Source organism: Hymenobacter baengnokdamensis, assembly GCF_008728635.1.
Taxonomy (GTDB): domain Bacteria; phylum Bacteroidota; class Bacteroidia; order Cytophagales; family Hymenobacteraceae; genus Hymenobacter; species Hymenobacter baengnokdamensis.
In genome coordinates, this window is the sequence record NZ_CP044285.1 from 1,775,577 (window position 1) to 1,797,531 (window position 21,955).

Genomic DNA, 21,955 nt, shown 5'->3' on the forward strand with positions numbered 1-21,955 from the left:
TGTGTTTATCAATGTTTGATTAGCTTCCCAGGAATATCCTGAGATTTAGTATATGGTGTGTACTCACATGTGCTGCCAGCATAAATAATCTGCCCATCTATTCCGAATACCAGATAGCTTAGCTCAGTACCAGCGCTGAAGCTAATATGGTCGCTGTTCCAAAGCCAACTCTTTGTGCGTGTGCTACCCTTTGATGTTGCAGTTAGCATTACCGTATATGTGTTCAGCTCGCGAAGCTTATTCAAGAGTTGGGAGCTTCGGATTAAACTCACCAATGGGCTAGTGGCGGCAGCAAAGCCAATACTAAGTTGGCTGTAGGAATTACCAAGAGCTCTAAGCTTGTCAAGGTGATAGTTGTAGTCGGTGATAGAGCGCTGCAAGTCGGCCTTTCCTGAATCATCTTCTGCAGGTAAGGAACTTTGCTCTAGCTGTTTGTCGCTAATCTGCTGTTCCAACTTATTAGTTACTTGCTGAGCTTCTTGGTATAAGTTTTCCAAAGAGCTTATTAGTGGCAGTGGCAGAACAGGCCGGCCGGACGAGTCTTGGCTGATTGCTTCTTGAAGCATATCAACGGGGAAGAGGCTGGGAGCGAATACCCGCCACATAATTACATTATCTTCCTTATTCTTTGCTTGTGCTACTTGAACAAGTGTAGCCGTCAATAGAGCGCTATCGACGGGTATATCCGCATTTGTAATATCAGTAGTAGTCCGAAACAATGCGACTAGTTTCGCAACAGAGCTCACAATCCCAGTTGCCACTATCCCTGGAACGGCCGCAGCGGGACTAAGCAATGATGTCTCAGCTAAAGCAGTTTCCTTTGGATTCAAAAACTCCGTAGCAGCATCGTAAGCATTTTGGTAATCTTTTTGGAAAACCGTTAATTGAGCTAGCATCTGTGTACATAGCTCTAATGCGGCTACATCGGCTGGCTGAATCAACACTAATGTTATAACCAACTTCTTTGCTACTAAGGCAGCTATTGACGCCTCTACCTTTAAATTATCTGCCTCCTGCTGTTTGTTTGCAGCCGCCGACTTTAATTCATCCGCTGTCTTCGAAGTATCTGCTTTATTTTGTTCGCTTGCGATTTCCTGTGCGACTTTATTCTCCTCTTCCCTCTGCTTTTTCGCCTTTACCTTTAAATCATCTGCTTCCTTCTGTTTTTCCGCTGCTGCATCTGCAGCTACTTTCGCAGCTTGTTTTTGCTCTTCTAATTTCTGCCATTTAGGACTTGTGGTTAGCTCGCCCGCTTTCGCCCACTCGTCTAGAAACTTTTTAAGCGTGGCAGCTAAGGTTTCGCGCGCCAGTATCCTAGTCTCTATAAAATCCCCTTTAGACGTAATTTTACCAGTAGGAGGAGTTACCTCACTGGATTTAAAAGCATTGACATAGGCTTGTACGGTATCATTCTGGGCTTTCGCGGCATCCGCTTGTATCTGCTCTTCAGACTTATGTTGCTGTTCGGGTTTGTTTGCCGCATTGGGCGGAGGCGTGGTAGCCTGCGCAGCATTTTGAGTATTGCCCGCTAAGATTGTTTTTTTCTCATTATGAGCCTTGGTTGTGCCCAGATTGGCTTCTGCTATTTTTCGCTCAAGCTCAGCCAAGCTCAGTTGCTCGGTCAACTGCTCCTTTGTTAACTGTCCGTTGGGTGTCATATGTACAGCTAGATGAATTAAAGGAAAGTATTTTACATATTTAATTTGTTTTAAACCGCTGGCTGTTTCGAATGGCGTATTTGAGGCTCGATAGGGCAAGTAGTTGACTATTTTGGCCACTAGGCTTCGCGCTACCAATTGCAAATTCTAGCCATAATTTATCTACCAGCCTTACTTCGGCACCAATAGTGGCGCTGTAAATAGTCCCTGGAAGTTGCTTATTCACTTTCTTAATAGCATCTTCCGCTAGTTGATTATAGGAAAGGTTTTGAACTGAGCCTTCGATTGACATTCGAAAGTATGCTCCCCCTACTAGAAGGCGTGCGCCATACCACAAGCGGCTGTCCAAGGAGTCTGTTACAGTACGCGATTTTACAGGCAGCTTGGTTGCTGAATTTTGGTATTGCTGATACTGGATGTTAAGTACGAGTTGTGTATGCCAGTACATAAAACCCGCCAAACCGCTTTTCTCTTCCCACGTTTTGTCGGCTAATCGTAAGGCTGTGCGTAGAAATCCACCACCTGACCTAGCCTTAAGTGTATTAAATGTATTATTTGCGCTGCCCCAGGTCCAGCCGCCTCCTACCTGGATAATACTAGCATTCCAAAGCTTCTTATCGAAATAATCTCGAGCTGTTTTTAGCGTAGAATTGGTGGAAGCAGTAGCTTGTTGCCTTGCATCGTAATATTCTCTGTAATTAGCTTTCACAGATTCCACGTTCTTTGTAGCCTCATTTACTAATGCTTGGACCTGTGTGTTATTTAGGTTTGGAGATAGATTTGGAGACTGGAGCTTTTTCAATGATTCAGACAGGGCTTTTAAAGCTTTGTCTTGCTCAGGGTTGAAAGCTTCTGGCGTGCCAAGTGCCTGTGGGCTTTCTGGCAATAGGCCAACAGTGTTCATTGCTTCTTCTACTTTTTTCAATAATGGTCGAGCAGCCTGTCGCTGAGCATCTGGCCATGCGTTATTATAGATGTTCTGCGTTAGGTAAACCTGAGTGCGGCTGATATCTATTGCGTTATTGTGTGTAGCGCTTAAAGCGATAAATTTTAGAGCTTCTTGACTAGCTAAGGCTTGCGAAGCCTTTTGGATATAAGTAGCATCCAGCAAAGGGTCTGTGCGGTCAAGAAGGACAAGCGCCCCACCCGCCGCTACCTTGGCAGACGAGTCAGTACTGATTTGAGCTCCTGACAAAGTAAAATTGCGGCCAAGTTGATTTGTCCAGCTAGCGTACGATTGTAGTGATTCAGTCAAATTTGGTGGCTTATTCCCGTCTTGCTTCCAAGCAGTTCGCTGAAAAAATTGGGCCGGAGCTATTTCTATTCCCAGTCCTTTTCCTTTCTCAGGAAAACTCGCAACGGCTCCAATAATATTGGCCGCAAAAGCCTTAATGTTGGCCGGCTTTGATACTTGGCTGGCATTGACTCCTAAAAGGGTTGGAGCTGTTAAGTCAGGAGCGGCAAAGTCACCATACAAGGCGTTAAGCACTTTGACATCCTGGCTTTCTGTCGGTGGGGCTTGCTCTTGAGTTTGCCCTAGGCATATACCAATTGTTCCCCAGCAAAGTCCTAGCACACAGGCAAGACGTACAGTAGATTTACAAATCATTGCAGTAAGCTTAACGGCGATAAGACAATGTTTGTCCCAAAAAGGCATCAGCGGTTCCACTCGCTGGGTCTATCTCGCCATCCTGTGTGTAGCTGTAAACAGGCTGTTGATTGCCATCTTGAAATAGGTAAAGTTCAACGTGGTAGGGAAGGGTTTTTTCAGGAGCCTCATTGATTAGATGCAACGACCATGCATAGGGTTTTCCAATTAGGTCGCTTGGTTCGCCCACTGTATCTGTACGGTGAGGCATATCATGGAGTGAGTTCTGTTGCTCGTGCACAGTTGTTGGAGAGGAAGCTAGCGTGAAAGCCCATACGCAATCGGTGCTTACAGTCAATTCCATCCTCACAGTGCCATCGTCGTTTAAAAAAACGGACGCGATACCACCGCTAAGCATTACACTCGCTTCAGTCGCTATTGGGCTCGATAGAGTTGTCGCTGTCAAGCTTGGTCGCTTCTTTGAATGTCTATACCACGCATCGTCTGCTTGGTTAGCCTCGCGCAAAGCTTTATAAAAATTAGGGTGAGTGCTTTTCAATGACTCAATGCCTGAGCGTAAGTCTTTTTTAAGAAAGACATTCAAAGCACTGACGGTGTATTTGCCAGTGCCTGTATCTGGAGTACTATTTGGACTAGTACACATACCATCAAGTAATGCTAGTCGGTCGATATACTGCTTCGCGATTTTGGCGAAGGTCAGTTCAGAGATTAATACTCCGTCATTATCAGTCAGCACTTGTTTTATCCTGCGGTGGCGAGCAAGCTGGTCTTTTTTCATACTGAAAAGCATAAAATATGATGGGTACTTGAGAGATAATATTTATAAAGCGTACAAGTTGAAGAAAGACATTTAGTTATTCTTCAAAGGGTAGTAATAATGTCTGAGTGCGCTGAGGAAGAGTATAAGCGTAGTCTGTATATATCGGTCATTTACTCAGTCATTATAATTATTAGCGGTGCAAGCCTTAACTCTTCAGTGATTGAGTATTTCACCTGCAATCGGTCCTTCATGCTTTATCTCACCATCGCTTGTGAGGCTGATAGTATGAGCTAATCCAGTTTGAGCACGTTTGCCTTGCCAGAGCTTGATTTGAATCAAGTACTTGTACTTTTGACAGCGATAAGACCGAGCAGGCGGCTCATACACCGTAGTATTTCTTATATAAGGCTCGCCAATACTATCATCACTATTGTCGGCGACGCTATCGGGTGGTGTATCCGGAATTTCTACCCTTGTTTTAGTTGCAGCGACTAGCACGGGTCTTCTATTGACAGTACCGGCGTCACGATGCTCCACCGATAGATAGCTAATCTCATTACATCCATTGGTGTTGCTAGTAATGCTATATGTAAAGAGAATATCCACTTCGTCGCTACCCATTTCTAATCCTACCAGCTTTGATGTTGAGATTGGCACGCTCACCCCATTAGAATTTTTAGCGCCCGCTGATAGCAAGACTTGTGCATTAGCACAAAGTGTATATCCAGCAGCCCAAAGCCCCATAAAGAATATTGTAAATCCTCTCATGGAATTGCCGCTTATTAGTGGCCGAGATACGTCAGGGTAGGAGGGGTATTTGCAGCTGCCGGTAGGCCGTTGAGCTCGCCGTAAAAGTCATCTTTCAGGAGCTTATGTATCATCAGTGCCAGCACTGAGTTATACATAAACAGCCATATTCTCCTGCAAAGCACCTAGTTAGTAGACAGCCTCTGACTAGATTGATACACGAGTATGAAGTACCAGTCGTATTTCTAGCTGCTACCATCGCTACGCCACCAGTCACATCCTTTGGTAGCATGAGCGCTTGCTCATTAAGTCGCGGCACCCCGTGCTTATGACAACTAGCTGGCTACCAGTATTTGGAGCTTATATAGTAGCTCTCATAAGCTATGACAAGCGCTAATTAATCACCGGACCCGGTGCAAGCTTGGGATAATGCTTTATTGGTTCGCGCTGGGCTGAGTCTTCTGATTCATATCCGTTGGAATGACTGGTCGTGGGCAGCACCTCGAAAGTTCGTTCACTAGTGTGCAGGTCCTTGCTGCGCTCGTATTCAAATGCGGCCCGCACTAGCAAGAGGCGCACTTCGGCAGGAATGATAGTCGTGAAGGTGAGGGGCTGCGCTATACCTGGTCTTACGAAATAATAGCCGAACTCCTTTGGAATAACCTCTTCTTTCAGCAGTTCCTTCGGAAAGTTCACCCGCCCATCCGGCCGTTTTATCAATTCACCATCCGCCGCTGTTATTCCTCGAGCGCGCAAGGAGATACGAGAAAACTTGTGCTCAATATTCCCCTTGTTCGTGGCCAAAATTGTGAAGCTGACTACCCGTGCATTGCCTTGCTGTCCTAAGAAGGAGCACTGTATATCGAACTCAATGCGCGGTTTATGCGCGCCTTCCCGCCAAAAGCGGAAGTATGCCCACAGCGCGCCAATGCCTACTCCAATAGTCTGGATGGCGGATAGCACAACGGTCCAAAAATCTTTTGTTCCAGCATCCATGGCTAACTGATGAGGCTAAAAATATAAGCCTAGCTCTTTTAACAAGGTGGTTTTTCTCTCTAGGTCACTGAGAGTGATATGCTTAGCTATTTGCGCAGAAGTAATAGCAGATGACCTGTTCTGCCGACCCTCTATTGTGCAGCCTGTGGCAGGCGTCGATTACATCAGGCAGCTTATCTGGTTTTGTAGTGAGGGGTAGACCCTGAGCTTGCCAAGAGCGCCTTCCTAAGCTCATGTATCTACTGGTTGAAAGCTCACCTAGAAGCAAAGGATAGAATCGTCAGTAAATGCCGATTATTCTACTGGCTGTAAAGCACGTCTTTTTTCGCTCCGTCTTGCATCAGTGCCACCACTGAACTTTAAGGTTTGCAGCTTTTGTATCTGGGCAGACTGGTAAGATGCAGGCGCTATCTGGTGCCGCATAGTATGGAATGTTCATCCTCGCTGCGCCGCCAGATTCTCCACCCGCGGCCACCACTCTCGCACTTTCGGCAGCCGCAACTGCTGCCCATTAAAGCGTTGCACCCCGTACTCGTGCCCGCCCAGCTCCCCGAACCCCTCCGCTACCCGCACCCGGTAGTCCCCATCAATCCAGAATAGGTGCCGGTCAAACGCCCGGTGCAGGTTCGGGCACAACGCCAGCCCATTACCTATGCTATCATCGTGGCTCACTGCCCAGGGCACGATGTGGCAGGCATCGAGTAGGGGAGTGGCCCCCGTCGTACTCACTAGCTGCAAGCCCGACACCGCGCACGTTGATTGGTACGCCTTCATTATCCCACGGCTAAACCCCGCGCTGCGCACCAGCACCTCTGTTTCGTCCACCACGTTCACCACCCGGTTATACACGGCCGCAGGCTCCTCCAGCATCTGCCGCCCCAACTCATCCAGCTTTTCCTGCCCCGCCTGCGGCCGGAAGTACTTCTTCGTCAACGGGAAGTGGCGCGTCAGCAGCGCCTGCCGAATATCCTCCCGCGCCACCGGCTGCAACATCAGTTCCCACAGCGCCGCATCCAGCGAAGCGTAGGCAATAACCTCCCGCAAGTGCCCAAAGCTGCGCACCGAATTCGACGCGGTCAGTACCAACTCCTTACCCGGCCAGGCATGCAAATGCCAGAACTTGTCGCCCTTTAAGTGATAAAACGGCAACTGGAACGGACAAGCCGCGTACGCCGGCCCCGGACTTAGCAGTACGCCTTGAAAGCCGCAATCAGCTCCGGTGTAATCGCAATCCGGTTGTCCTGAATCAGCCCTTCCTCTACCCCCTCCAGCACGGCCAACAGTAGCGCCGGCTTGTAGGGCGATTCTAATTTTGCTCCGTCAACCTTCTCCGAATCTACTCTTAGCTTAACAAGTCGTTTCCGGTACGAAGTGAGATAATCCATAAGGAATAGGCCGCGCTACTGAATAAGCCACGCAAGTAACGTTCAGTCATCCTTTTCTCATCAAAAAAGACCTGCCCCGCAACTCACAAGCAGCTTTTCGCTCCGCCTTATGCTTGCTTCTACCCCTCTGCTCGAACTCACGGCGCTGGTCCAGGGCACCTTCACCAACGCCGAGGGAGCCAAGCTCTTCGCGGCGCTAGCTCCCGCCGTGGCCGCTGGGCAGGTGGTGCGCTTATCACTGCATCACGCTACCCCTATGTCCACGTCCTTTCTAAATTCCTCCTTCGGCGCGCTGATTGACCAGTATGGCCTACCTGCCGTGCAGCACAGCTTACGGCTGACCAACTACTTGCCCTCACACGCCAGCTGCATCAAAAACTACCTCGATACTTACCTGCTCCCGTAGTGCCAGCCGCATCCACAATATCAAAAACCACGCAGTAGCTTCTGCGTTTGCGTTTCATTTCTAAAAGTTGTGGTATTTAACAACTTTTAGAAATGAGTTGCCTCTCCCTTCCGTTCCCGCTTCGCTGCCCAAGGCATCGTTTCCAGCTACGAGCTGCACTAGGCCTTCCTCACCAACTCCTGCTGCCTCATGATTGACAAAATAGCCTGGTTGCACCTGCACGCCGGCCAACTGCTCAGCACCCGCAGCCGCGGCAAAGACCGCTACTACCTGCCCGGCGGCAAGCGCGAGCACGGCGAAACCGATGCCCAAACCCTGCTGCGCGAAATCCAGGAAGAGCTCACCGTGCGGCTCGACCCCACTAGTCTAACCCACGCCGGTACCTTCGAAGCCCCTGCCCACGGCCACCCCGCCGGCGTGCTCGTGCGCATGAGTTGCTACTGGGCCCAGCGCTACCTCGGCACCATCCAGCCCGCCGCCGAAATTGAGGAGGTGGTCTGGCTCACCTACCGCCACCGCCCCCAGGTGTCGGCCGTCGACCAGCTCATCTTCGACTGGCTCCACCAGCAGCACCTGCTAGCCGAGTAGCCTATGCTAAAGCAGCGTGGCGGCCACCAAAGCCCGCTAGAGCGGTTTCGGAGTTGGTATCCACGAGATGCTGTGCTAAAATAGTGGCCTGATAGGCAACCCTTTTAGTACAGTATCCTATCTAAAGCAACCCCCATACGGCTAGGCTGAGCTACCACGCAACCAGTCCTTGACTGTCCCTTACGCCATCGGGGGAAGCCGCCTCCTACACCATGTAAAACTCCCAGGCGATTCGGTCGGGGTCTTTAAAGGCCACGTACTTCATCGGCCCCACGGTGTCTTGCTTTACGCCGGTGTTCTCCACCCCGGCCGCCTGTAAAGCGTCGGCTACCCGGTGCAGCTCGGCCTCGTCTTCGCAGGAAATGGCGATGTGGTCGAGGCCCACGTTGAAGGGCGTGAAGGTGCTGCCCCCGGGGTAGGTGGGCTGCGCCTGCTTAAAGCCCAGGAACGTTGTTCCTATCAGGAAGCCCAGTATTTCGGGCGTCTCCAGGGCGATAGGTAAGCCCAGCAGGTCATGGTAAAACGCCTTAGCACGGGCAAAGTCGGTGGTGCGCAGGGCGACGTGCGCCAAGCCCTTGGTTTTTGGTTGAATAGCCATGAATAAAGAAAAAGAAAGAAAAGCGGTGGCCCTCTTTAACGGTAAATCGGGGACGTTAGCTAGCCGGCCTTCCAAACCTGAGCCGGTCGCCCTACAGCGCCCCCACCCGATAAACGTAGCTTGGCTGCTGGCTAGCCTGAACTTGTGTGGGACAACCAAGTTATGGTCCCGGTTTTAGGCGGCAGCTACAGGGCTATGCTACTCAAAAAACCGCTCCAACCCTTCACTCAACCAGCAAACAACTGATGAAATCTATTCTCCTCCTCACGGCCGCCCTGGCGGCTTTTGCCCTGCAAGCCCCGGCCCAAACTGCCACCACGCCGCGCGCGGCCGCCGACCAGATTGCCACCAGTAAAGGCCCGCTCACGGTGCAGCCCATCACGCACGGCAGCGTGGTGTTCACCTGGAGCGGCAAGACTATCTACGTGGACCCCTACGGCGGGGCAGCAGCTTATGCCGGGCTAGCTGCGCCCGATGTCATCCTCATCACCGACATCCACGGCGACCACCTCGACCCCAAGACGCTAGCCGGCCTCTCCGTGAGCAAAGCCCTGATGATAGTGCCCCAAGCCGTGGCCGAGAAGCTGCCCGCCGAGTACAAGCCGCAGGTGCGCATCCTGCGCAACGGACAGAAGCTCGACACGCTGGGGATGAGCGTGTCGGCCATTCCCATGTACAACCTGCCCGAAGCAGCCGACGCGCCGCATACCAAAGGCCGGGGCAACGGCTACGTATTAAACCTGGGCGGCAAAAACGTGTACCTGTCCGGCGACACGGAAGACATCCCTGAAATGCGCGCCCTCCAGCACATCGACGTGGCCTTCGTGTGCATGAACCTGCCCTATACTATGGACGTGAACCAAGCCGCACAAGCAGTGCTGGCCTTCAAGCCCAGCATTGTGTACCCCTACCACTACCGGGGCCAAAGCGGCCTGAGCGATGTGGCCGCCTTCAAGAAAACGGTGAACGCAGCCAACAAGAAAATCGACGTGCGCCTGCGCAACTGGTACCCGGCGGCCCAGTAAGGCAACACTTACTAACTGAAACGAGCGGACCAGTTGGCCCGCTCGTTTTGGTTTCACCCCATCTGGCTGCTTTTACCCCTAGTACTTCCCCTCCGAACTGGACCACCTTGAATTCTCTTTGCTGAGGGTAATTGTGGCCCTATTGCTTACTATACCCGGTGCCGTTGCGCAAGGAACCAGCGCCCCCTGCCCCCGGACGCGAGGAGTACTGCTCACGCCCGCTCCGCTACCAGCCGGTACAGGTCTTGGGCATTTTCAAACGCGGCACCCATAGTATTGTTGAAGTAGGCATACACGTCTTTCCCCTCCTGGAGGTAGTCGTGTATCTGCTCGGCCTGGTCGTGCAGAAAGTCGCGCTCGTAGGACTCGCGGTAGTTTCCCTGCGGGCCGTGGAAGCGCATATAAACAAAGTCTGCCCCCTCGTTGAGCTGGGCGTTTCGGGCGGGACCTTTGTCGTGCAGCACGAGGCTAGCGCCGTGGTGGTCCAGCATCTCAAACGCATCCTCTGCATACCAGCTTGGGTGGCGAAACTCCACCGCTTTGCGCCACTCGTGGGCGGGGTCTGCCGCCGCAAGCGCCTGCAAGAGGGCACTGACCGTCTTTAGCTGGCGAATGGTGTTGCTGGGCGGGAACTGAAGGAGCAGGCAGCCCTTTTTGGGGCCCAACTCACGTGCTGCCTCTAGAAAGCGGACAAGGCCGGAGAGGTCCTCGGCAAGCGTCTTGGTGTGCGTGATATCGCGCCACAGCTTGAGGGTAAAGTCAAACGCCGGGCCGGTTTCCGCGGCCCAGGTCGCAAACGTTTTGGGCTGGGGGATGCGGTAGAAGGTGCTGTTAATCTCAACCGAGTTAAACAGGGTGGCATAGTAGGTGAAGCGGCTCGTCGCCTGGTAGGCCTCCGGAAAGGTGGCCTTGGGACCGGGCACGACGATGCCGCTGGTGCCCGTGCGCAGGGTGCCAAGGAGGGACGGCATGGGAAGCAGGTAGACGAAAGTTTCGGGGTATAACGTGCCACGCTGCCTCGGCGTTTTACCCCAGGCGCATCTTCACGGGGTCCCAAAGCAAAGACTTTCGACGCTAGCAAGTGCCACGAGTACACCGTGGCCATCGACCGCAACAACGTCATCACCGCCACTGATACCGACCGGAGCGACTAGCTAACCTGACGAGCTTTTGCAAATGCTTAGCTAACCCAAGTTGCGGCGTAGTAGGGGCATAAAAAAGTCTGTTCGGCGTGAACAGGCTAGGTTTGGGTCTCTGACCTCCCAAATCCCTACTGACCATGCGCGAACAGACCGTTGCAATGTACTGCGTACTTGATGATTTAATTCGCTTTACCCGCCCTGCCGGCACGCTACCACCGTCTTCGGCCCGGCGCTTGACCGATGCCCAGGTGCTGACGACGGCCCTGGTAGCTGCCCGCTTTTTCGGCGGCAACCTGGTCGTGGCCAAGCACTACATGGAGCAGCACTGGGGTCAGAACCAGTTGGATAAGAGCGGCTTTACCCGTCGCCTGCACGCGCTCACTGATACGCTGCTGGCCCTGTTCGCTCTGGTGGGCGAGGTGCTCAGCCCGCTACGTGCTGGACTCCTTTCCGGTGGCCGTGTGTCATAACACGCGTATTCCACGCTGTAAGTTGCTGACGGGTAAGGCGTATCACGGCCGCTGTGCCAGCAAGCGTAGCTGGTTTTACGGCCTCAAGGTGCAGGTGGTGGCCACCAGCGACGGCCTACCGGTCGAGTTCTACCTGCATGCCGGCGCTGAGTCGGAGCAGACCGGCCGGCGCGGCCTGGCGCTGGACCTGCCCGCAGGTAGCGTGCTCTACACCGATGCTGGCTACACCGACTACGGGGCGGAAGACCTGTTCAACGAGGCCAGCGGGAGCCAGCAGCAAACCGCCCGCCGCCAGAATAGCAAACGGCCCCGTCATCCGGCACAACGCTTTCTGATACAGTATTTTCGCAAGGGTATCGAAACCTGTTTCAGCCAACTCACCGCTCGCTTTCCCAAGCAGATTCACGCCGTAACGGCCGCGGGCTTTGCCCTAAAAATCGCGCTCTTCATCTTTGCGCACGTCCTGGACCGAGTCGGCCTATAGTCCGCAACTTGAGTTAGCTAAATCAAAACGAGCGGACCATCTAGCCCGCTCGTTTCGTTTAAACCCTACACCTCAAAGTGCGGCCGGTCCTTAAATCCCGGCCAGTCGCCGCCCCAGTGCACTCGCACGTCCGCCGCCTTCATCAACCGCGCAAACTTGCTCAGCAGCTCCGGCGACCAGCTCGTCGTGCCATCCGGCAGCAGAAACGCCACATCCAGCGCCTTACTCGGCAGCTCGTTGTGCTTCGACTCGCCCCCGCGCTTGTACGTCACGATGGGCCCCGGTGCCGACCGCCCGTGCGTGTACAACTCGTCCTGCTCTTGCACCGACCGGTACCCCTCGCTCACAAATGGCCGTCCCAGCACCACCAAGATGGGGTCGCCGAGCCACCGTCGCAGTGCCACCGCGTAGGCTTCCGCCAGCTCCGGCCGCACCGAGGCCAGCCGCGCTACCTGCCGCGCTGCCTGAGCCTTAGTTAGCGCCACCATCGCTCCCCCTTTCTGCGGTTGGCTGCGTCGGCAGCGTACTCATCGGCAGCGCCTCGGCCGACACTTTGACTACCGATTCCGGCTTTTGCAACGCCTTGCGCACCGTCGCCCAGATGGTCACCAGCGCCACCAGCCCCTGAATAATCAGGTGCCCGTAGTTCTCGATGGCATCCGGATTCGGCGGCGTCAGCTGCACGCTCGCTACCTGCCCCAGCAGTGCCGTCAGCATAATGTGGGCAAAGTGCCCAGTCTTCGTGCTACTAAACATATCCAGTCTCATAAGTGAAAGTTGTTGGTTGTTCGCACAAATTTATAATAAGGTTGCCTATATGTTGTCAAAATAGTACATAATTTCATTTTTCCTGATTTGTATAAAACAGAGAATCGTATCGGGTCAAGTAAGCAGTAGTTGGGGCTGCCCCCGGCCCTCCGCTTTGCTGCGGGTCGGGGTCGGGCTATCCGCCACTTCGCTGCGCTACGGCCCTGCGGGCAGCCTCCCGTTGGTCGGCTCGGCTACTATCCCTCAGCCGGGCCATGCTGCCCGGGCGGGGCCGGGGGCCAGCCGCCTACCCACTACCTCTGCGCTGGCCCCCGACCCCGCCCGACCACCGGCATAGCAGCTACCCCACCACCCGGCCCCACCAGCTCCTGCCGATACCCGGCGTCAACCCTAGCGCCAGCCTCCGCGTCGCCTACCGCCCCACCGTTCCCCTCCCTTTGCTGCGCGCTGGTCGGGGCCCGGCCGGGCGTCCGGCCCCCCAAACCAGCCCCCGGCCCAGCCCCTTCGCGTTGCTGCGGGCCCCGGCCTCTTCCTCCGCGTCCGCCCAGACGCCCGCCCCCGCGCCGGCCGGCACGCCCCCTGGCCTGCTACCCACTAGCTCCCCACGTCAGGCAGCGTGCCGGCCCCTCCCAAACTACGCTCCGGCGCCAGCCAGGGCCTTCACTCCCTGCGCTCCCTCCGCGACGCGGCGCTACGTTCATTCGTCGCTTCTCTGCGTTGCGCTCCTCATTCTCTACGCTTGCTGCGCTCCAGTCGCTTCGGTCGTTGCAGCCCTGGCCCGCCCCTCTGCCCATCGCACCGAGTCAGCTGCTACCCCCGCTTCATCTGCTACTCCCCATTCGCCAGCCAGCCGCACCGCCCCCGTGCAGCCCGCCAGCCCCTTAACCCACCACGGGCAGCCCGGCGGCACCCCCGCGTACCCACCGCCCCAGCGCAGGCCACCGCCCACCAGCCGCTACCCCCTCCGCAGCGCGGCAGCCAGCGCCTCTCCCCACCGCACGACTAAGGCCCGCTTCGCGGAGTATTAAGTGGGGGCGGCCCCCCACACCCCCTATCAGCATGCCCCGGCTAACGCCCGGTCATCTTCCTCGGGCCCTCCCCAGAACCTCCCGCACCGCCCTCATAAGGCGCCCTTCGGGCAGTGTCTAGTGGGGGCCTCAGCCCGTCCCCCACACCCCCAGGGCAAGGTATTCAGCTCTCGTTGGTCTGTTGCTCCTTTAGCACTTTTTTCGGTAAAGCGCTCGTGTTGTTGGTGTAAAACTATTGCATTTATTGTTGCACATTAGTTGCTAAGTTATGCAACATATTCGCACATATTGCGTATATTTGTAAGGTAGTTAGGAAGGGCCTGGCTACCCGCCCCACCGGAGGCCTACGGCGCGGGGCACCTCACGGCTAACACTTGCAGCCATGCTTACCTCCGTTCAGTTCACCCAGCTAGCCCAGGCCGCTTGGCCCGGCACCACCTTCTTTGCCTCCATTGTCAGCTACCGTAGCGCCTGCGGTCATGCTACTACTACCTACCGGGCTAGCTACCACCCCGGCGAGGCGGGCAGCCGGTGCTTTCAAGAGGAGCGTCCGTGTCCCTTTGCCGCCGTGCTGGCCGCTGTGCAGGCTGCCGCCGCCGCTGGCCTTGCCGTATGCGTGTCCAGTGCTGGCGCAATAGTGGCCCAGGCCGAGTACCTGTTTGCCGGTGGTTCAGTCCCCGCGTTGCCCGTTGTGGTGTGCGCTAGCTGCGGCGAAGGCCGCGACCACTTCGGCGAGTGTGGGTGCTCCTACGTGCCGCTCACCCACTATGCCCATGCCTAGGCTTGCTACCCCGCCTGCCGCTCCCACTACGGGGGCGGCCCAGCCGGAAGCCGCCCAACGCGCCCGCATTAAAGAGTTGCTGGCCCGCCTCGATAAGCAGGCCGCCCCGTCCCAGCGTCCCTACTACCTGGCTCCGCCCAGCGCTGGCCCGCTCGATGAGCCTGCCACTGACCCTTGCCACTGGCAAGGTTTCCTCTAGTCATTCGGCCCGCGCCCATCGGTGGGGCGGGCCACTCTAGCCCTCTAGCATGATTGCCCGCCTCAGTCCCAGCTTTTCGCAGGTGGCCGCCGCCTGCTTTCCCTTGCCCGGCTGCTCGGTGCGCGGCTACGCCAGTGCCCGCGGCACTCGCTACGCGCTCACCGTCAGTACCCCGCCCGATTCAGGCTGCCCTGGCCACTATCACGGTACCGGTGCCACCTGCTACGAAGCCCTAGAACCTGTTATGCACTATTAGCATGCCTAGCGAGCATAATACAGGCGAAAACGACAAAATGCAGCTGTTGCAAGGTCTGGCTCAAGCGTTCGTGGTCGCGGGCCAGTCGCCGGAAGCGGCTGCACCAGGCAAAACTGCGTTCGACCACCCAGCGACGGGGCAACAGGACGAAACCCGTCTGACCTTCGGGCTTGGTTATGACCTGTAAGTCAATATCATGCACGGCGGCCTCGTATGCCGGGTCTTCCCCCGTGTAGCCCTGGTCCCCAAAGCCTACCTGCACGGTTTGGCCCGTAATCTCCTGCACCTGCCGGCACAACTCGCCCACTTGCGCCCGCTCTTGTTCGTTGGCTGGCGTGATGACGACGCTCAGCAACTGGCCCAGGGTGTCGACGGCGATGTGGGCCTTGCTACCCTTGCGCCTCTTTGCGCCGTCGTAACCCGCCCGGTGCCCGCTCTCTGGCGTGCTTTGCAGGGTCCGCCCGTCGAAAATAACGGCCGTGGGCGTGGCCGACCGCCCCAGCAGCACGCGCTGCAACTCGTTCAAATCTTGTACGATACGTTCAAACACGCGAGCATCGCGCCAGCGTTCCCATTGCTGGTAAACGGCCGACCAGGGTGGCAGGTCGCCGGGCAGGTAGCGCCAGGGGCAGCCCGTGTGGGCCAGGTAGCGCAAGCCGTTGAGCAGCGCCCGCAAGGGATGCTCCCGCTGAGGTGCGTCTTCGCGCATCAAACACAAATAGGGGCACACAAAGGCCCATTCATCATCGGAAATGTCGCTCGGGTAATGCGCTACTTTTGCCATGCCCAAATTTAGCTAGAGTACAGAACAGGCTCTAGCCGCTGCGGTGCAGCTCTTCCATGAGTCAGCGCACGCATACCCCGCTGCCCGCGCCCTAGCTGCCGTCGGCAGCTTCGACGGTGCCCCCGGCCCCGCTTCCTCCTTTTAGCCACCTGGGGGCTGCCCTGTGCTGGCCCCACTTCCTCTTTCACCCATGCCTACAACTACTGTCACCTACCAGCCTCATCTACTCGACCCGCACGCCGCCGAGCCCCAGCCCGTCAGCCCAGCCAATGGCCGCAGCTTCAAACTAGCTGAGTTGTACCGCTTGCTCGATTGCGAGCTAGTCGACGTGGTGCGCCTCACCGATGAGCTGATTCTCATCATTGACGATGAAGGCAAGTTTCGCAACCCCGCCTACCTCAATCTGCTGGCTACCTACTTGTGGCACCAGCACCAGCCCGCCGCCCGTGGCGTCGATGCCATCGTGGGCCGGGCCATTCTCTGCCACGACCAGCAATTCCGCTAACCACTCAGGGGCCGCTGCAGGGCGGCCCCAAATTTTCCCTAGCATCAATGAAAGCCCCCGTCTTCAGCGCACTAAGTGGTAGCAGGTCAGAGACTAAAAAGCTACTGCGCGACTTGAGAAAAGTAGCCCAAAAGGACATGAAACGCCCCTTCTACATCGAGAATCATTCGGTCGGCGCCGGTGCAGTAGTCTATGCGACCGACAAGAAAGCGGCTAGGGAGGAATATCTAAGACAGTTCCCACACGCTGCTACTGAACGGTTTACGGCCTATGTGGCCAAGTAAACCAACCAAACTCATTTTTTACCTCACCACCTCCCTAACCCCATGTCTACTACACCAAAAACCCAATTGCAGGGAATCGCTAGCCTGCCCGCCGCTCCCATCGAAGCCTCGGCCGCCCTCATCGGACTCCCCTCCCCCGTAGGGCCGGGGGTGGGGCTGCCCACCCGTGCCTACCTCATCGACAAAGTGGATGAGGCCAGCGGCGAAGTCGCGCAGGTGTCGCGCTTTCGCTATCTGCCCGGTCACCCCCGCCAGGTGCGCTTCGATGCCAAGGCCGGCCAGTTCAACATCGGCGGCACAGTGCCGCTGGGCAACTCACTCCGCTTCATCCCGCTGGCCTGGCGCATCTTCCAGGACGATATTCTCAACATGGGCCGCAAGCTCTGGGCCGAGCTGTTTTTCGCCGACGACAAGGGCGCAATCTGTGCGGTGCTTTTCCACGGCTATAGTGTGGAAAACCTCTATCGCCTCATTGAGCCGCTGTTTTACGACGACCTGACCCTGGCCGACGTGGTGGTAAAAGTGACCACCGAGAAGAAGCAGACCACCAAGGAAGGCAAAACGGCGACCTACTACATCGCCCAGTTCAGCTACGAGCCCGCACCCGCCGAGGAGGTAGCCGCCCGCCGCGACTACGCCCGCGACCTGCCCATCTGGCGAGCCGAAACCCACACCGGCGCGGCCGACATCCGCATCCAGCACGGCTACACCGTGCCCGAGGACGGCGAACCGGAGGAAGGCGTAAGCCACCCCCACACCCCCGCCGCCGAGTTGCCTGCTGCTGCCTAGTGCTACCGCCCCCGCCCGTTTGGGTGGGGGCCTAAGTGCCACTTCAACTAGCCAACCATATGGAAACCAGCCGTAAATATCCGCTCCTCTCGCGCTACTGCTTTAGTTGGTGCTGGCAGGCGCAATTCCGAGTGCTCAAATCCAACAAGCGCAAAAAGCAGTGGATTGACTTAGCCGAAGTGCAGGGCACCGACGCCGATGACGCGCAGAAGTCGCTTCGCTACCTCTGCGACCGCAAGGGCTGGCAACTACTTGAAGTGTTTCACTTGCGACCCACCTGCTTAGCCTTTGCCTTCGACCGTGATGCAGACAATAGCAGCTTTCTATCTCAGGAAGAAAAGCGCCAGCACTGCCCGCGCCCGGCCGCTCGCGGCGAGCTATACCGCCCCCAAAGCCCGCAGCAGCTACGCCAGGCCCGCCAGCTGGAAAAGCAAAAGCGTGCCCTCCAGGCCGCCTACCCGCTGCTAGCCATTGATAATTGCTCACTGTTAATTGATAACTGAAAAGATGTTTCACTCCCTTACCCATCATCCCGACCTGACCCAGGCCCAGCACCGCGCCCTGCCGCACGTCTCCAATACCGACCTGTCCGACCTCAAGGCTAGCATCCTGGGCCAGCTGCGTCGGCCCAACCCCGTGGCCCTGGCTTTCGGCTCCCATTTTCACACCGCCGTGCTGGAACCCCAATACTACCAGCGCACCGACGAGCGCGGTATCAAGTGGCCCGACCTCGAAATGCTAGCCCGCCAACTGCGCCGCCAACGCTACTGCCGCGACTTGCTCTACCGCGGCCAGGCCGAGCAGTCCTACACCGCCGTCCACACCGCCACCGGGGTAGGGGTGAAGCTGCGCCCCGACCTGCTCGTGCATAGCCGCGCCGGCCGCCAGCTCACCCTCATCGACTTCAAAACCAGCAGCGCCCCTGACCTGGCTCATTTCCTGGCCACCATCGAGAAATACGACTACGACCGCCAGGCCGCGCTCTATCTCGACGTACTGAGCGCGACGCGTTTCCTCATCATCGGCGTGCAAAAGAAAGCTCCGCACGAAGTATGGCGCGTTGAATTAACCGCCATGCCTGGCCTCATCGAGCAGGGCCGCAAGAAGTACGCCGCTCTGCTGCGCTACCATGCCCGCCAACTCACAGGTCATCAATGTTTGCCTGCTCTAGCCCAAGCTGCTTAAACGACAACGGCCCACTTCGCAGGAAGTGGGCCGTTGTCGTTTGAGACCAGTAGGTAAGCCGTTGACTTCATCCCGTCTCATTACTTTGTCTTGAAATCTGAGACAACTAGTAGTAATGAGACAAACCCCGGAAGAAAAAGCGTTGCTGGATGATGCCCTAACGGCGCTGAGTGGATTACTACCCAAGCAATTGCCTATGAAAGCCAAGCCAAGCAGGGAGGGACTGTACTTACGAATAAGTAAGCACACTAGCTTTCGCCTCCTAGTGCGCCCTGGCTGGCTAAGCAATGCCGCCGAACTACGACAGCCTGAGCCAGGAACCGTGCTAGTGGTGCCCTACGTGGGAGAGTCGCAAGGTGCCCAGCTACGAGCCCAAGGCTTCTGCTACCTCGACCGGGCGGGTAACGCCTGGCTGAGCGACGCGGCGCACGAGCTAGCCATACTAATCCTGGGCCGGGCACGGCCCCAAGTAGCCACGCAGGCCGCCGGTGGACAGCTGTTTAGCAGGAACGGGCTCCGGCTCTTGTACGCGCTGTTGCTGGAGTCGCAACTAGTGCGCGAGCCCTACCGCGCCATAGCAGCGCGGGCCGGGCTGCCGACGGCCACCGTCGGGCGGGCACTCCTGAGTTTGCAAAGCCAAGACTACCTGCGCCAGGAGAAACCACGGCGCTTACTACGGCTCACGGAGCTGCGGCGGCGCTGGATAGATGCCTACGGCGAAACCCTACGCCCCAAGCTCGTAGCGGGGCGCTACCGCTGGCTGGAGCCGGAGCGGGCGCGCAACGGCTGGCAGCAAGTGCCCCTGCCAGCGGGCACCCGCTGGGGCGGGGAGCCCGCCGCCCATTTGCTGCTCGATGGCTACCTGCTACCCCTGGATTTTACCTTGTACACCACCGCCCCGCGCGGCGAGTTGATGGGGACCATGCGCCTGATACCTGACCCCAACGGGCGAGTGCAAGTGTTGGTGCCGTTTGAGGAGCCACCCACGGAAACTCCTCTCCCCAACTGCGTTTCACCGCTGCTAGCCTACGCAGACCTAATCCTGAGCGGCGACCCCCGCAACCAGGAAGTAGCCGCCATGCTGGCCGAGCAGTACTTGAAGTGAAGTAGCCTGCCAGCCCGGCTACCAACAATTACCCTTGCATTCGCTCTTGCTCTTCCCTTACCAGCGCCTGCAACTCCTCTTCCGAAGGCAAATTCACTTGGTACTTGCTCACGAATAGCTGCTCGGCCATGCCCGTGGTGGCGTAGCGTACCAGCGTGTCATTCTTCTGCGCGCACAGAATCAGCCCCACCGGCGGATTGTCGCCCTCGGTCATCTCCTGCTCCCGGTAGTAGTTCAAATACACGTTCATCTGCCCCGCGTCGGCATGGCTGAACGCCCCAATCTTCAAATCCACCAGCACGTGGCACTTCAAAATGCGGTGGTAAAACACCAGGTCAATGAAGTAGTGCTCGTTGTCAAAGGTGATGCGCTTCTGCCGCGCCTCGAAGCAGAAGCCCCGCCCCATCTCCACCAGAAACGTCTGCAAGTGCGCAATGATGGCCGTTTCCAAGTCGCTCTCGCTGTAGCTAGCCCGTTCTTCTAGCCCCAAAAATTCCAGCACATAGGGGTTCTTCACCACGTCAGCCACCACCAGCGGCTGCGCCCCGGCATGGCCCGCCAGCACCGCCACCTTATCGGTAGAGAGCCCCGTGCGCTCGTACAGCGCCGAATTGATAGCCCGCTTCAACTCCCGTACCGACCAACTGTTTTTCACCGCCTGCACCTCGTAAAAGGCCCGCTGCAACGGCCGGTCCAGAGCCAGCAATTCCAGAAAATGCGAGAAGCTGAGCCGCGTCAGCAGTAGGGTAGGGGCAATGCCCGGCAAGGCGTCTTGCCCTACCGACTCCTCAACTGTTGGGAGCGCTGGGAAGCTAGCAGTATCCAGAAAACCAGCGCGTTGTAATTCTGCAGACACTGTCTGCAAAATTAGGGGGTAGGCTTGGTAAAACTCGCGGCACTGATAAAGCCGCCGCTCCGCTAGCCCTTTAACATCGCGTAGCTGTAGCGCCAGCTCCGATAGCAGTTGCTCACCATACGTGGCCCGGTCGCTGCCGCCCTGCTCATATTCGGCAATGTGCCACCCGATAAGCCAGTTACGCACCGTCAGCCAGTAGTTTATCTGCGCCGCCGCCGCCCGCTGCGTTTGTGCGTGTAGCTGCCCAATCTGTTCCGCTAGTGTCGAAAGCGTAATTTCTGCCATACGGGCCAAGATACGCCGGGCTATTGAGTCCAAAGCGAGGCTGGCAGCCATGGAAAAAGCCGGCTCCCTATCAGGGAACCGGCTTCTCGTTGCTATTCAAGGCTGCTACAAAGCCGTTTACAACGCGGCAGCGGTAGTCTCACCTACCGTAAATGTGTGCGTCAGTCGTGCTCCCGACGGGGCCACCGCCGTGAGTGTGATGACCTGTCCCACCGCCACGTTCGGCACCGACATACTAATCGTGTCGTTTAGCGCCAGCTTGTAGGAGTAGGCCCCCGGCGAATCAAACACGAGCAAGAACTCTTTATCCGTCGCCTCCGGCGAGGAGACTTGCAGGGTGAGGTTATCGTAGCCATTTGAAAAGCTATGCAGGAAGCTATCCAGCGTCAACGCCCCAGCGGCCGGTACCGTGGCGGTGCTCGCCGTCAGCGTAGCCCCTGGCAAGTCGAAACCCAGCTTGTCGGCATCCAGAATGTACATGCCATCGGGCACCAGCTGCGTGAGCGAATTGAAGGTGTTGCTCGGCTTGAACACCTGATAACCCGTACCCGCGCTGTTGATGCCATACACGGCATTGGCGTTGGTTTTCCAGCTGGCCGAGGCTAGCACCTGAGCAGCACCGCTGAACAGAAAGCCGGTGAGCTGTTTGCTAATCGTACTCATACAAAAAGGGTAAAGAGGGTAGGGCCTGGGTTAAGCGGGCTGAATGGTAAAATCGCGCACCACGTGCACACCCTTGGCATCGTAGAAGTGGGCATAGTAGGTGCCCGGCGCCGTAATGGCCGTGTAGAGGAGTTCCGGCCCGTGCGGGGTGCAGAAGCTGGAAATACCATACTGCACATCGGCATCGTGGCTAGGAATGGGCGCATCCAGCACCAGGGTAATGAGCCCGCCGTTGGTGCTGCTGGCCCCGAACTGCAGTTGCAGGCCGTCCGGGGTCATGGTCGGCACCAGCGACGACACGGTTATCGTCCCCGTGGGGGCGCCTACCCCCGCCGCGGCCGTGAGCATGGCCCCCGGCAACTCGAAGCCCGTGGTGGCCGCATCCAAGATGTACACGCCATCGGGCGCGAGCTGGGTGAGGGAGTTGAAGGTGTTGCCGGGCTTAAATACCTGGTAGCCCGTGCCCGCGCTGTTGATGCCGTACACGGCATTGGCATTCGTTTTCCAGCTGACTGAAGCCAGCGCCTGGACTTCCCCGCTGTAGAGGAAGCCCACCAGTTTTTTGCTTATCGTACTCATCAAAAAGAAAAAGTTAAAGG

At 56.8% G+C, this 21,955-nt stretch carries 27 protein-coding genes and 1 pseudogene; 13 read left to right on the forward strand and 15 right to left on the reverse strand.

Features of this window, described 5'->3' with window-relative positions; all coding sequences use genetic code 11:
- Positions 1-8 precede the first annotated feature (8 nt).
- From F6X24_RS07505 to F6X24_RS07535, 7 genes are all read right to left on the reverse strand, one after another.
- The gene (locus F6X24_RS07505) at positions 9-1,778 is read right to left on the reverse strand and encodes a hypothetical protein (protein WP_191906498.1); all 1,770 of its coding nucleotides are present in this window, start codon (positions 1,776-1,778) and stop codon (positions 9-11) included.
- Positions 1,699-3,267 carry a hypothetical protein gene (locus tag F6X24_RS07510; protein ID WP_151087418.1) on the reverse strand — a complete coding sequence of 523 codons (1,569 nt, stop codon included), beginning with the start codon at positions 3,265-3,267 and terminating at the stop codon, positions 1,699-1,701. The genes F6X24_RS07505 and F6X24_RS07510 overlap by 80 nt, the downstream gene beginning before the upstream one ends.
- A 10-nt stretch (positions 3,268-3,277) precedes the next feature.
- A complete protein-coding gene (locus tag F6X24_RS07515; protein WP_151087419.1) occupies positions 3,278-4,045 on the reverse strand; it encodes a hypothetical protein in 768 nt (255 codons plus the stop codon).
- 195 nt (positions 4,046-4,240) lie between these two features.
- The gene (locus F6X24_RS07520; RefSeq protein WP_151087420.1) at positions 4,241-4,771 is read right to left on the reverse strand and encodes a hypothetical protein; all 531 of its coding nucleotides are present in this window, start codon (positions 4,769-4,771) and stop codon (positions 4,241-4,243) included.
- A gap of 396 nt (positions 4,772-5,167) precedes the next feature.
- Positions 5,168-5,770: a hypothetical protein gene (locus F6X24_RS07525; protein WP_151087421.1), complete on the reverse strand. Its 603-nt coding sequence runs from the start codon at positions 5,768-5,770 to the stop codon at positions 5,168-5,170.
- Positions 5,771-6,205: 435 nt separating this feature from the next.
- The gene (locus tag F6X24_RS07530) at positions 6,206-6,880 is read right to left on the reverse strand and encodes an HNH endonuclease (protein ID WP_151087422.1); all 675 of its coding nucleotides are present in this window, start codon (positions 6,878-6,880) and stop codon (positions 6,206-6,208) included.
- Between the two features lie 74 nt (positions 6,881-6,954).
- Entirely contained in the window at positions 6,955-7,155 is a 201-nt protein-coding gene (locus F6X24_RS07535) for a hypothetical protein (RefSeq protein WP_151087423.1), read from the reverse strand.
- A 109-nt stretch (positions 7,156-7,264) separates the two neighbouring features.
- Here F6X24_RS07535 and F6X24_RS07540 point away from each other — a divergent pair, with 109 nt between their 5' ends.
- Both F6X24_RS07540 and F6X24_RS07545 read left to right on the forward strand, forming a co-directional pair.
- Positions 7,265-7,561 carry an STAS-like domain-containing protein gene (locus F6X24_RS07540; protein ID WP_151087424.1) on the forward strand — a complete coding sequence of 99 codons (297 nt, stop codon included), beginning with the start codon at positions 7,265-7,267 and terminating at the stop codon, positions 7,559-7,561.
- Positions 7,562-7,750: 189 nt separating this feature from the next.
- Complete coding sequence (locus tag F6X24_RS07545; RefSeq protein ID WP_151087425.1) at positions 7,751-8,149, forward strand: NUDIX hydrolase; 399 nt, start codon at positions 7,751-7,753, stop codon at positions 8,147-8,149.
- Positions 8,150-8,354: 205 nt separating this feature from the next.
- On the opposite strand, the gene F6X24_RS07550 is transcribed toward F6X24_RS07545, so the two are convergent.
- Complete coding sequence (locus tag F6X24_RS07550) at positions 8,355-8,747, reverse strand: VOC family protein (RefSeq protein WP_151087426.1); 393 nt, start codon at positions 8,745-8,747, stop codon at positions 8,355-8,357.
- A 245-nt stretch (positions 8,748-8,992) separates the two neighbouring features.
- On the opposite strand from F6X24_RS07550, the gene F6X24_RS07555 reads away from it, so the two are divergent.
- Complete coding sequence (locus F6X24_RS07555; RefSeq protein WP_151087427.1) at positions 8,993-9,772, forward strand: MBL fold metallo-hydrolase; 780 nt, start codon at positions 8,993-8,995, stop codon at positions 9,770-9,772.
- A gap of 212 nt (positions 9,773-9,984) precedes the next feature.
- On the opposite strand, the gene F6X24_RS07560 is transcribed toward F6X24_RS07555, so the two are convergent.
- On the reverse strand, positions 9,985-10,743 hold the full coding sequence (locus tag F6X24_RS07560) for a DUF72 domain-containing protein (protein ID WP_151087428.1): 759 nt from the start codon (positions 10,741-10,743) through the stop codon (positions 9,985-9,987).
- A 308-nt stretch (positions 10,744-11,051) separates the two neighbouring features.
- Here F6X24_RS07560 and F6X24_RS19510 point away from each other — a divergent pair.
- A pseudogene (locus F6X24_RS19510) lies at positions 11,052-11,868 on the forward strand (IS982 family transposase).
- Positions 11,869-11,933: 65 nt separating this feature from the next.
- Here the strand turns inward: F6X24_RS19510 and F6X24_RS07570 are convergent.
- The gene (locus F6X24_RS07570; RefSeq protein WP_151087430.1) at positions 11,934-12,356 is read right to left on the reverse strand and encodes a M15 family metallopeptidase; all 423 of its coding nucleotides are present in this window, start codon (positions 12,354-12,356) and stop codon (positions 11,934-11,936) included.
- Positions 12,340-12,636, reverse strand: a complete 297-nt coding sequence (locus F6X24_RS07575; protein ID WP_191906501.1) for a hypothetical protein — start codon at positions 12,634-12,636, stop codon at positions 12,340-12,342. The genes F6X24_RS07570 and F6X24_RS07575 overlap by 17 nt, the downstream gene beginning before the upstream one ends.
- 1,410 nt (positions 12,637-14,046) lie before the next feature.
- Between F6X24_RS07575 and F6X24_RS07580 the strand changes: the two genes are divergently transcribed.
- From F6X24_RS07580 to F6X24_RS07590, 3 genes are read left to right on the forward strand one after another with little or no spacing between them, the layout of a single operon-like run.
- Positions 14,047-14,445, forward strand: coding sequence for a hypothetical protein (locus F6X24_RS07580; RefSeq protein WP_151087432.1), 399 nt, complete (start codon positions 14,047-14,049; stop codon positions 14,443-14,445).
- Positions 14,438-14,644 (forward strand): hypothetical protein, encoded by a 207-nt coding sequence (locus F6X24_RS07585; protein ID WP_151087433.1) that lies wholly within the window; start codon positions 14,438-14,440, stop codon positions 14,642-14,644. Before F6X24_RS07580 ends, F6X24_RS07585 begins: the two co-directional genes overlap by 8 nt.
- Positions 14,645-14,693: 49 nt before the next feature.
- Positions 14,694-14,900, forward strand: coding sequence for a hypothetical protein (locus F6X24_RS07590; protein WP_151087434.1), 207 nt, complete (start codon positions 14,694-14,696; stop codon positions 14,898-14,900).
- On the opposite strand, the gene F6X24_RS07595 is transcribed toward F6X24_RS07590, so the two are convergent.
- Positions 14,887-15,684, reverse strand: coding sequence for an IS5 family transposase (locus F6X24_RS07595; protein ID WP_151087205.1), 798 nt, complete (start codon positions 15,682-15,684; stop codon positions 14,887-14,889). The two genes, F6X24_RS07590 and F6X24_RS07595, sit on opposite strands and share 14 nt — an antisense overlap.
- A 190-nt stretch (positions 15,685-15,874) precedes the next feature.
- On the opposite strand from F6X24_RS07595, the gene F6X24_RS07600 reads away from it, so the two are divergent.
- The 6 genes from F6X24_RS07600 (at position 15,875) to F6X24_RS07625 (ending at position 19,552) form a co-directional block, all read left to right on the forward strand.
- Positions 15,875-16,189, forward strand: coding sequence for a DUF3846 domain-containing protein (locus tag F6X24_RS07600; RefSeq protein ID WP_151087435.1), 315 nt, complete (start codon positions 15,875-15,877; stop codon positions 16,187-16,189).
- 47 nt (positions 16,190-16,236) lie between these two features.
- A complete protein-coding gene (locus F6X24_RS07605) occupies positions 16,237-16,473 on the forward strand; it encodes a hypothetical protein (RefSeq protein ID WP_151087436.1) in 237 nt (78 codons plus the stop codon).
- A gap of 42 nt (positions 16,474-16,515) precedes the next feature.
- A complete protein-coding gene (locus tag F6X24_RS07610) occupies positions 16,516-17,262 on the forward strand; it encodes a hypothetical protein (RefSeq protein WP_229725416.1) in 747 nt (248 codons plus the stop codon).
- 59 nt (positions 17,263-17,321) lie between these two features.
- Entirely contained in the window at positions 17,322-17,765 is a 444-nt protein-coding gene (locus F6X24_RS07615) for a hypothetical protein (protein ID WP_151087437.1), read from the forward strand.
- Positions 17,766-17,769: 4 nt separating this feature from the next.
- Positions 17,770-18,447 carry a PD-(D/E)XK nuclease-like domain-containing protein gene (locus tag F6X24_RS07620; RefSeq protein WP_151087438.1) on the forward strand — a complete coding sequence of 226 codons (678 nt, stop codon included), beginning with the start codon at positions 17,770-17,772 and terminating at the stop codon, positions 18,445-18,447.
- Between the two features lie 322 nt (positions 18,448-18,769).
- Positions 18,770-19,552, forward strand: a complete 783-nt coding sequence (locus F6X24_RS07625) for a type IV toxin-antitoxin system AbiEi family antitoxin (RefSeq protein WP_191906502.1) — start codon at positions 18,770-18,772, stop codon at positions 19,550-19,552.
- Positions 19,553-19,580: 28 nt separating this feature from the next.
- Here the strand turns inward: F6X24_RS07625 and F6X24_RS07630 are convergent, their stop codons facing one another.
- From F6X24_RS07630 to F6X24_RS07640, 3 genes are all read right to left on the reverse strand, one after another.
- Positions 19,581-20,693 carry a PDDEXK nuclease domain-containing protein gene (locus F6X24_RS07630; RefSeq protein ID WP_151087440.1) on the reverse strand — a complete coding sequence of 371 codons (1,113 nt, stop codon included), beginning with the start codon at positions 20,691-20,693 and terminating at the stop codon, positions 19,581-19,583.
- Positions 20,694-20,810: 117 nt separating this feature from the next.
- The gene (locus F6X24_RS07635) at positions 20,811-21,356 is read right to left on the reverse strand and encodes a hypothetical protein (protein WP_151087441.1); all 546 of its coding nucleotides are present in this window, start codon (positions 21,354-21,356) and stop codon (positions 20,811-20,813) included.
- Between the two features lie 30 nt (positions 21,357-21,386).
- Positions 21,387-21,935, reverse strand: a complete 549-nt coding sequence (locus F6X24_RS07640; RefSeq protein WP_151087442.1) for a hypothetical protein — start codon at positions 21,933-21,935, stop codon at positions 21,387-21,389.
- Positions 21,936-21,955: the final 20 nt, after the last annotated feature.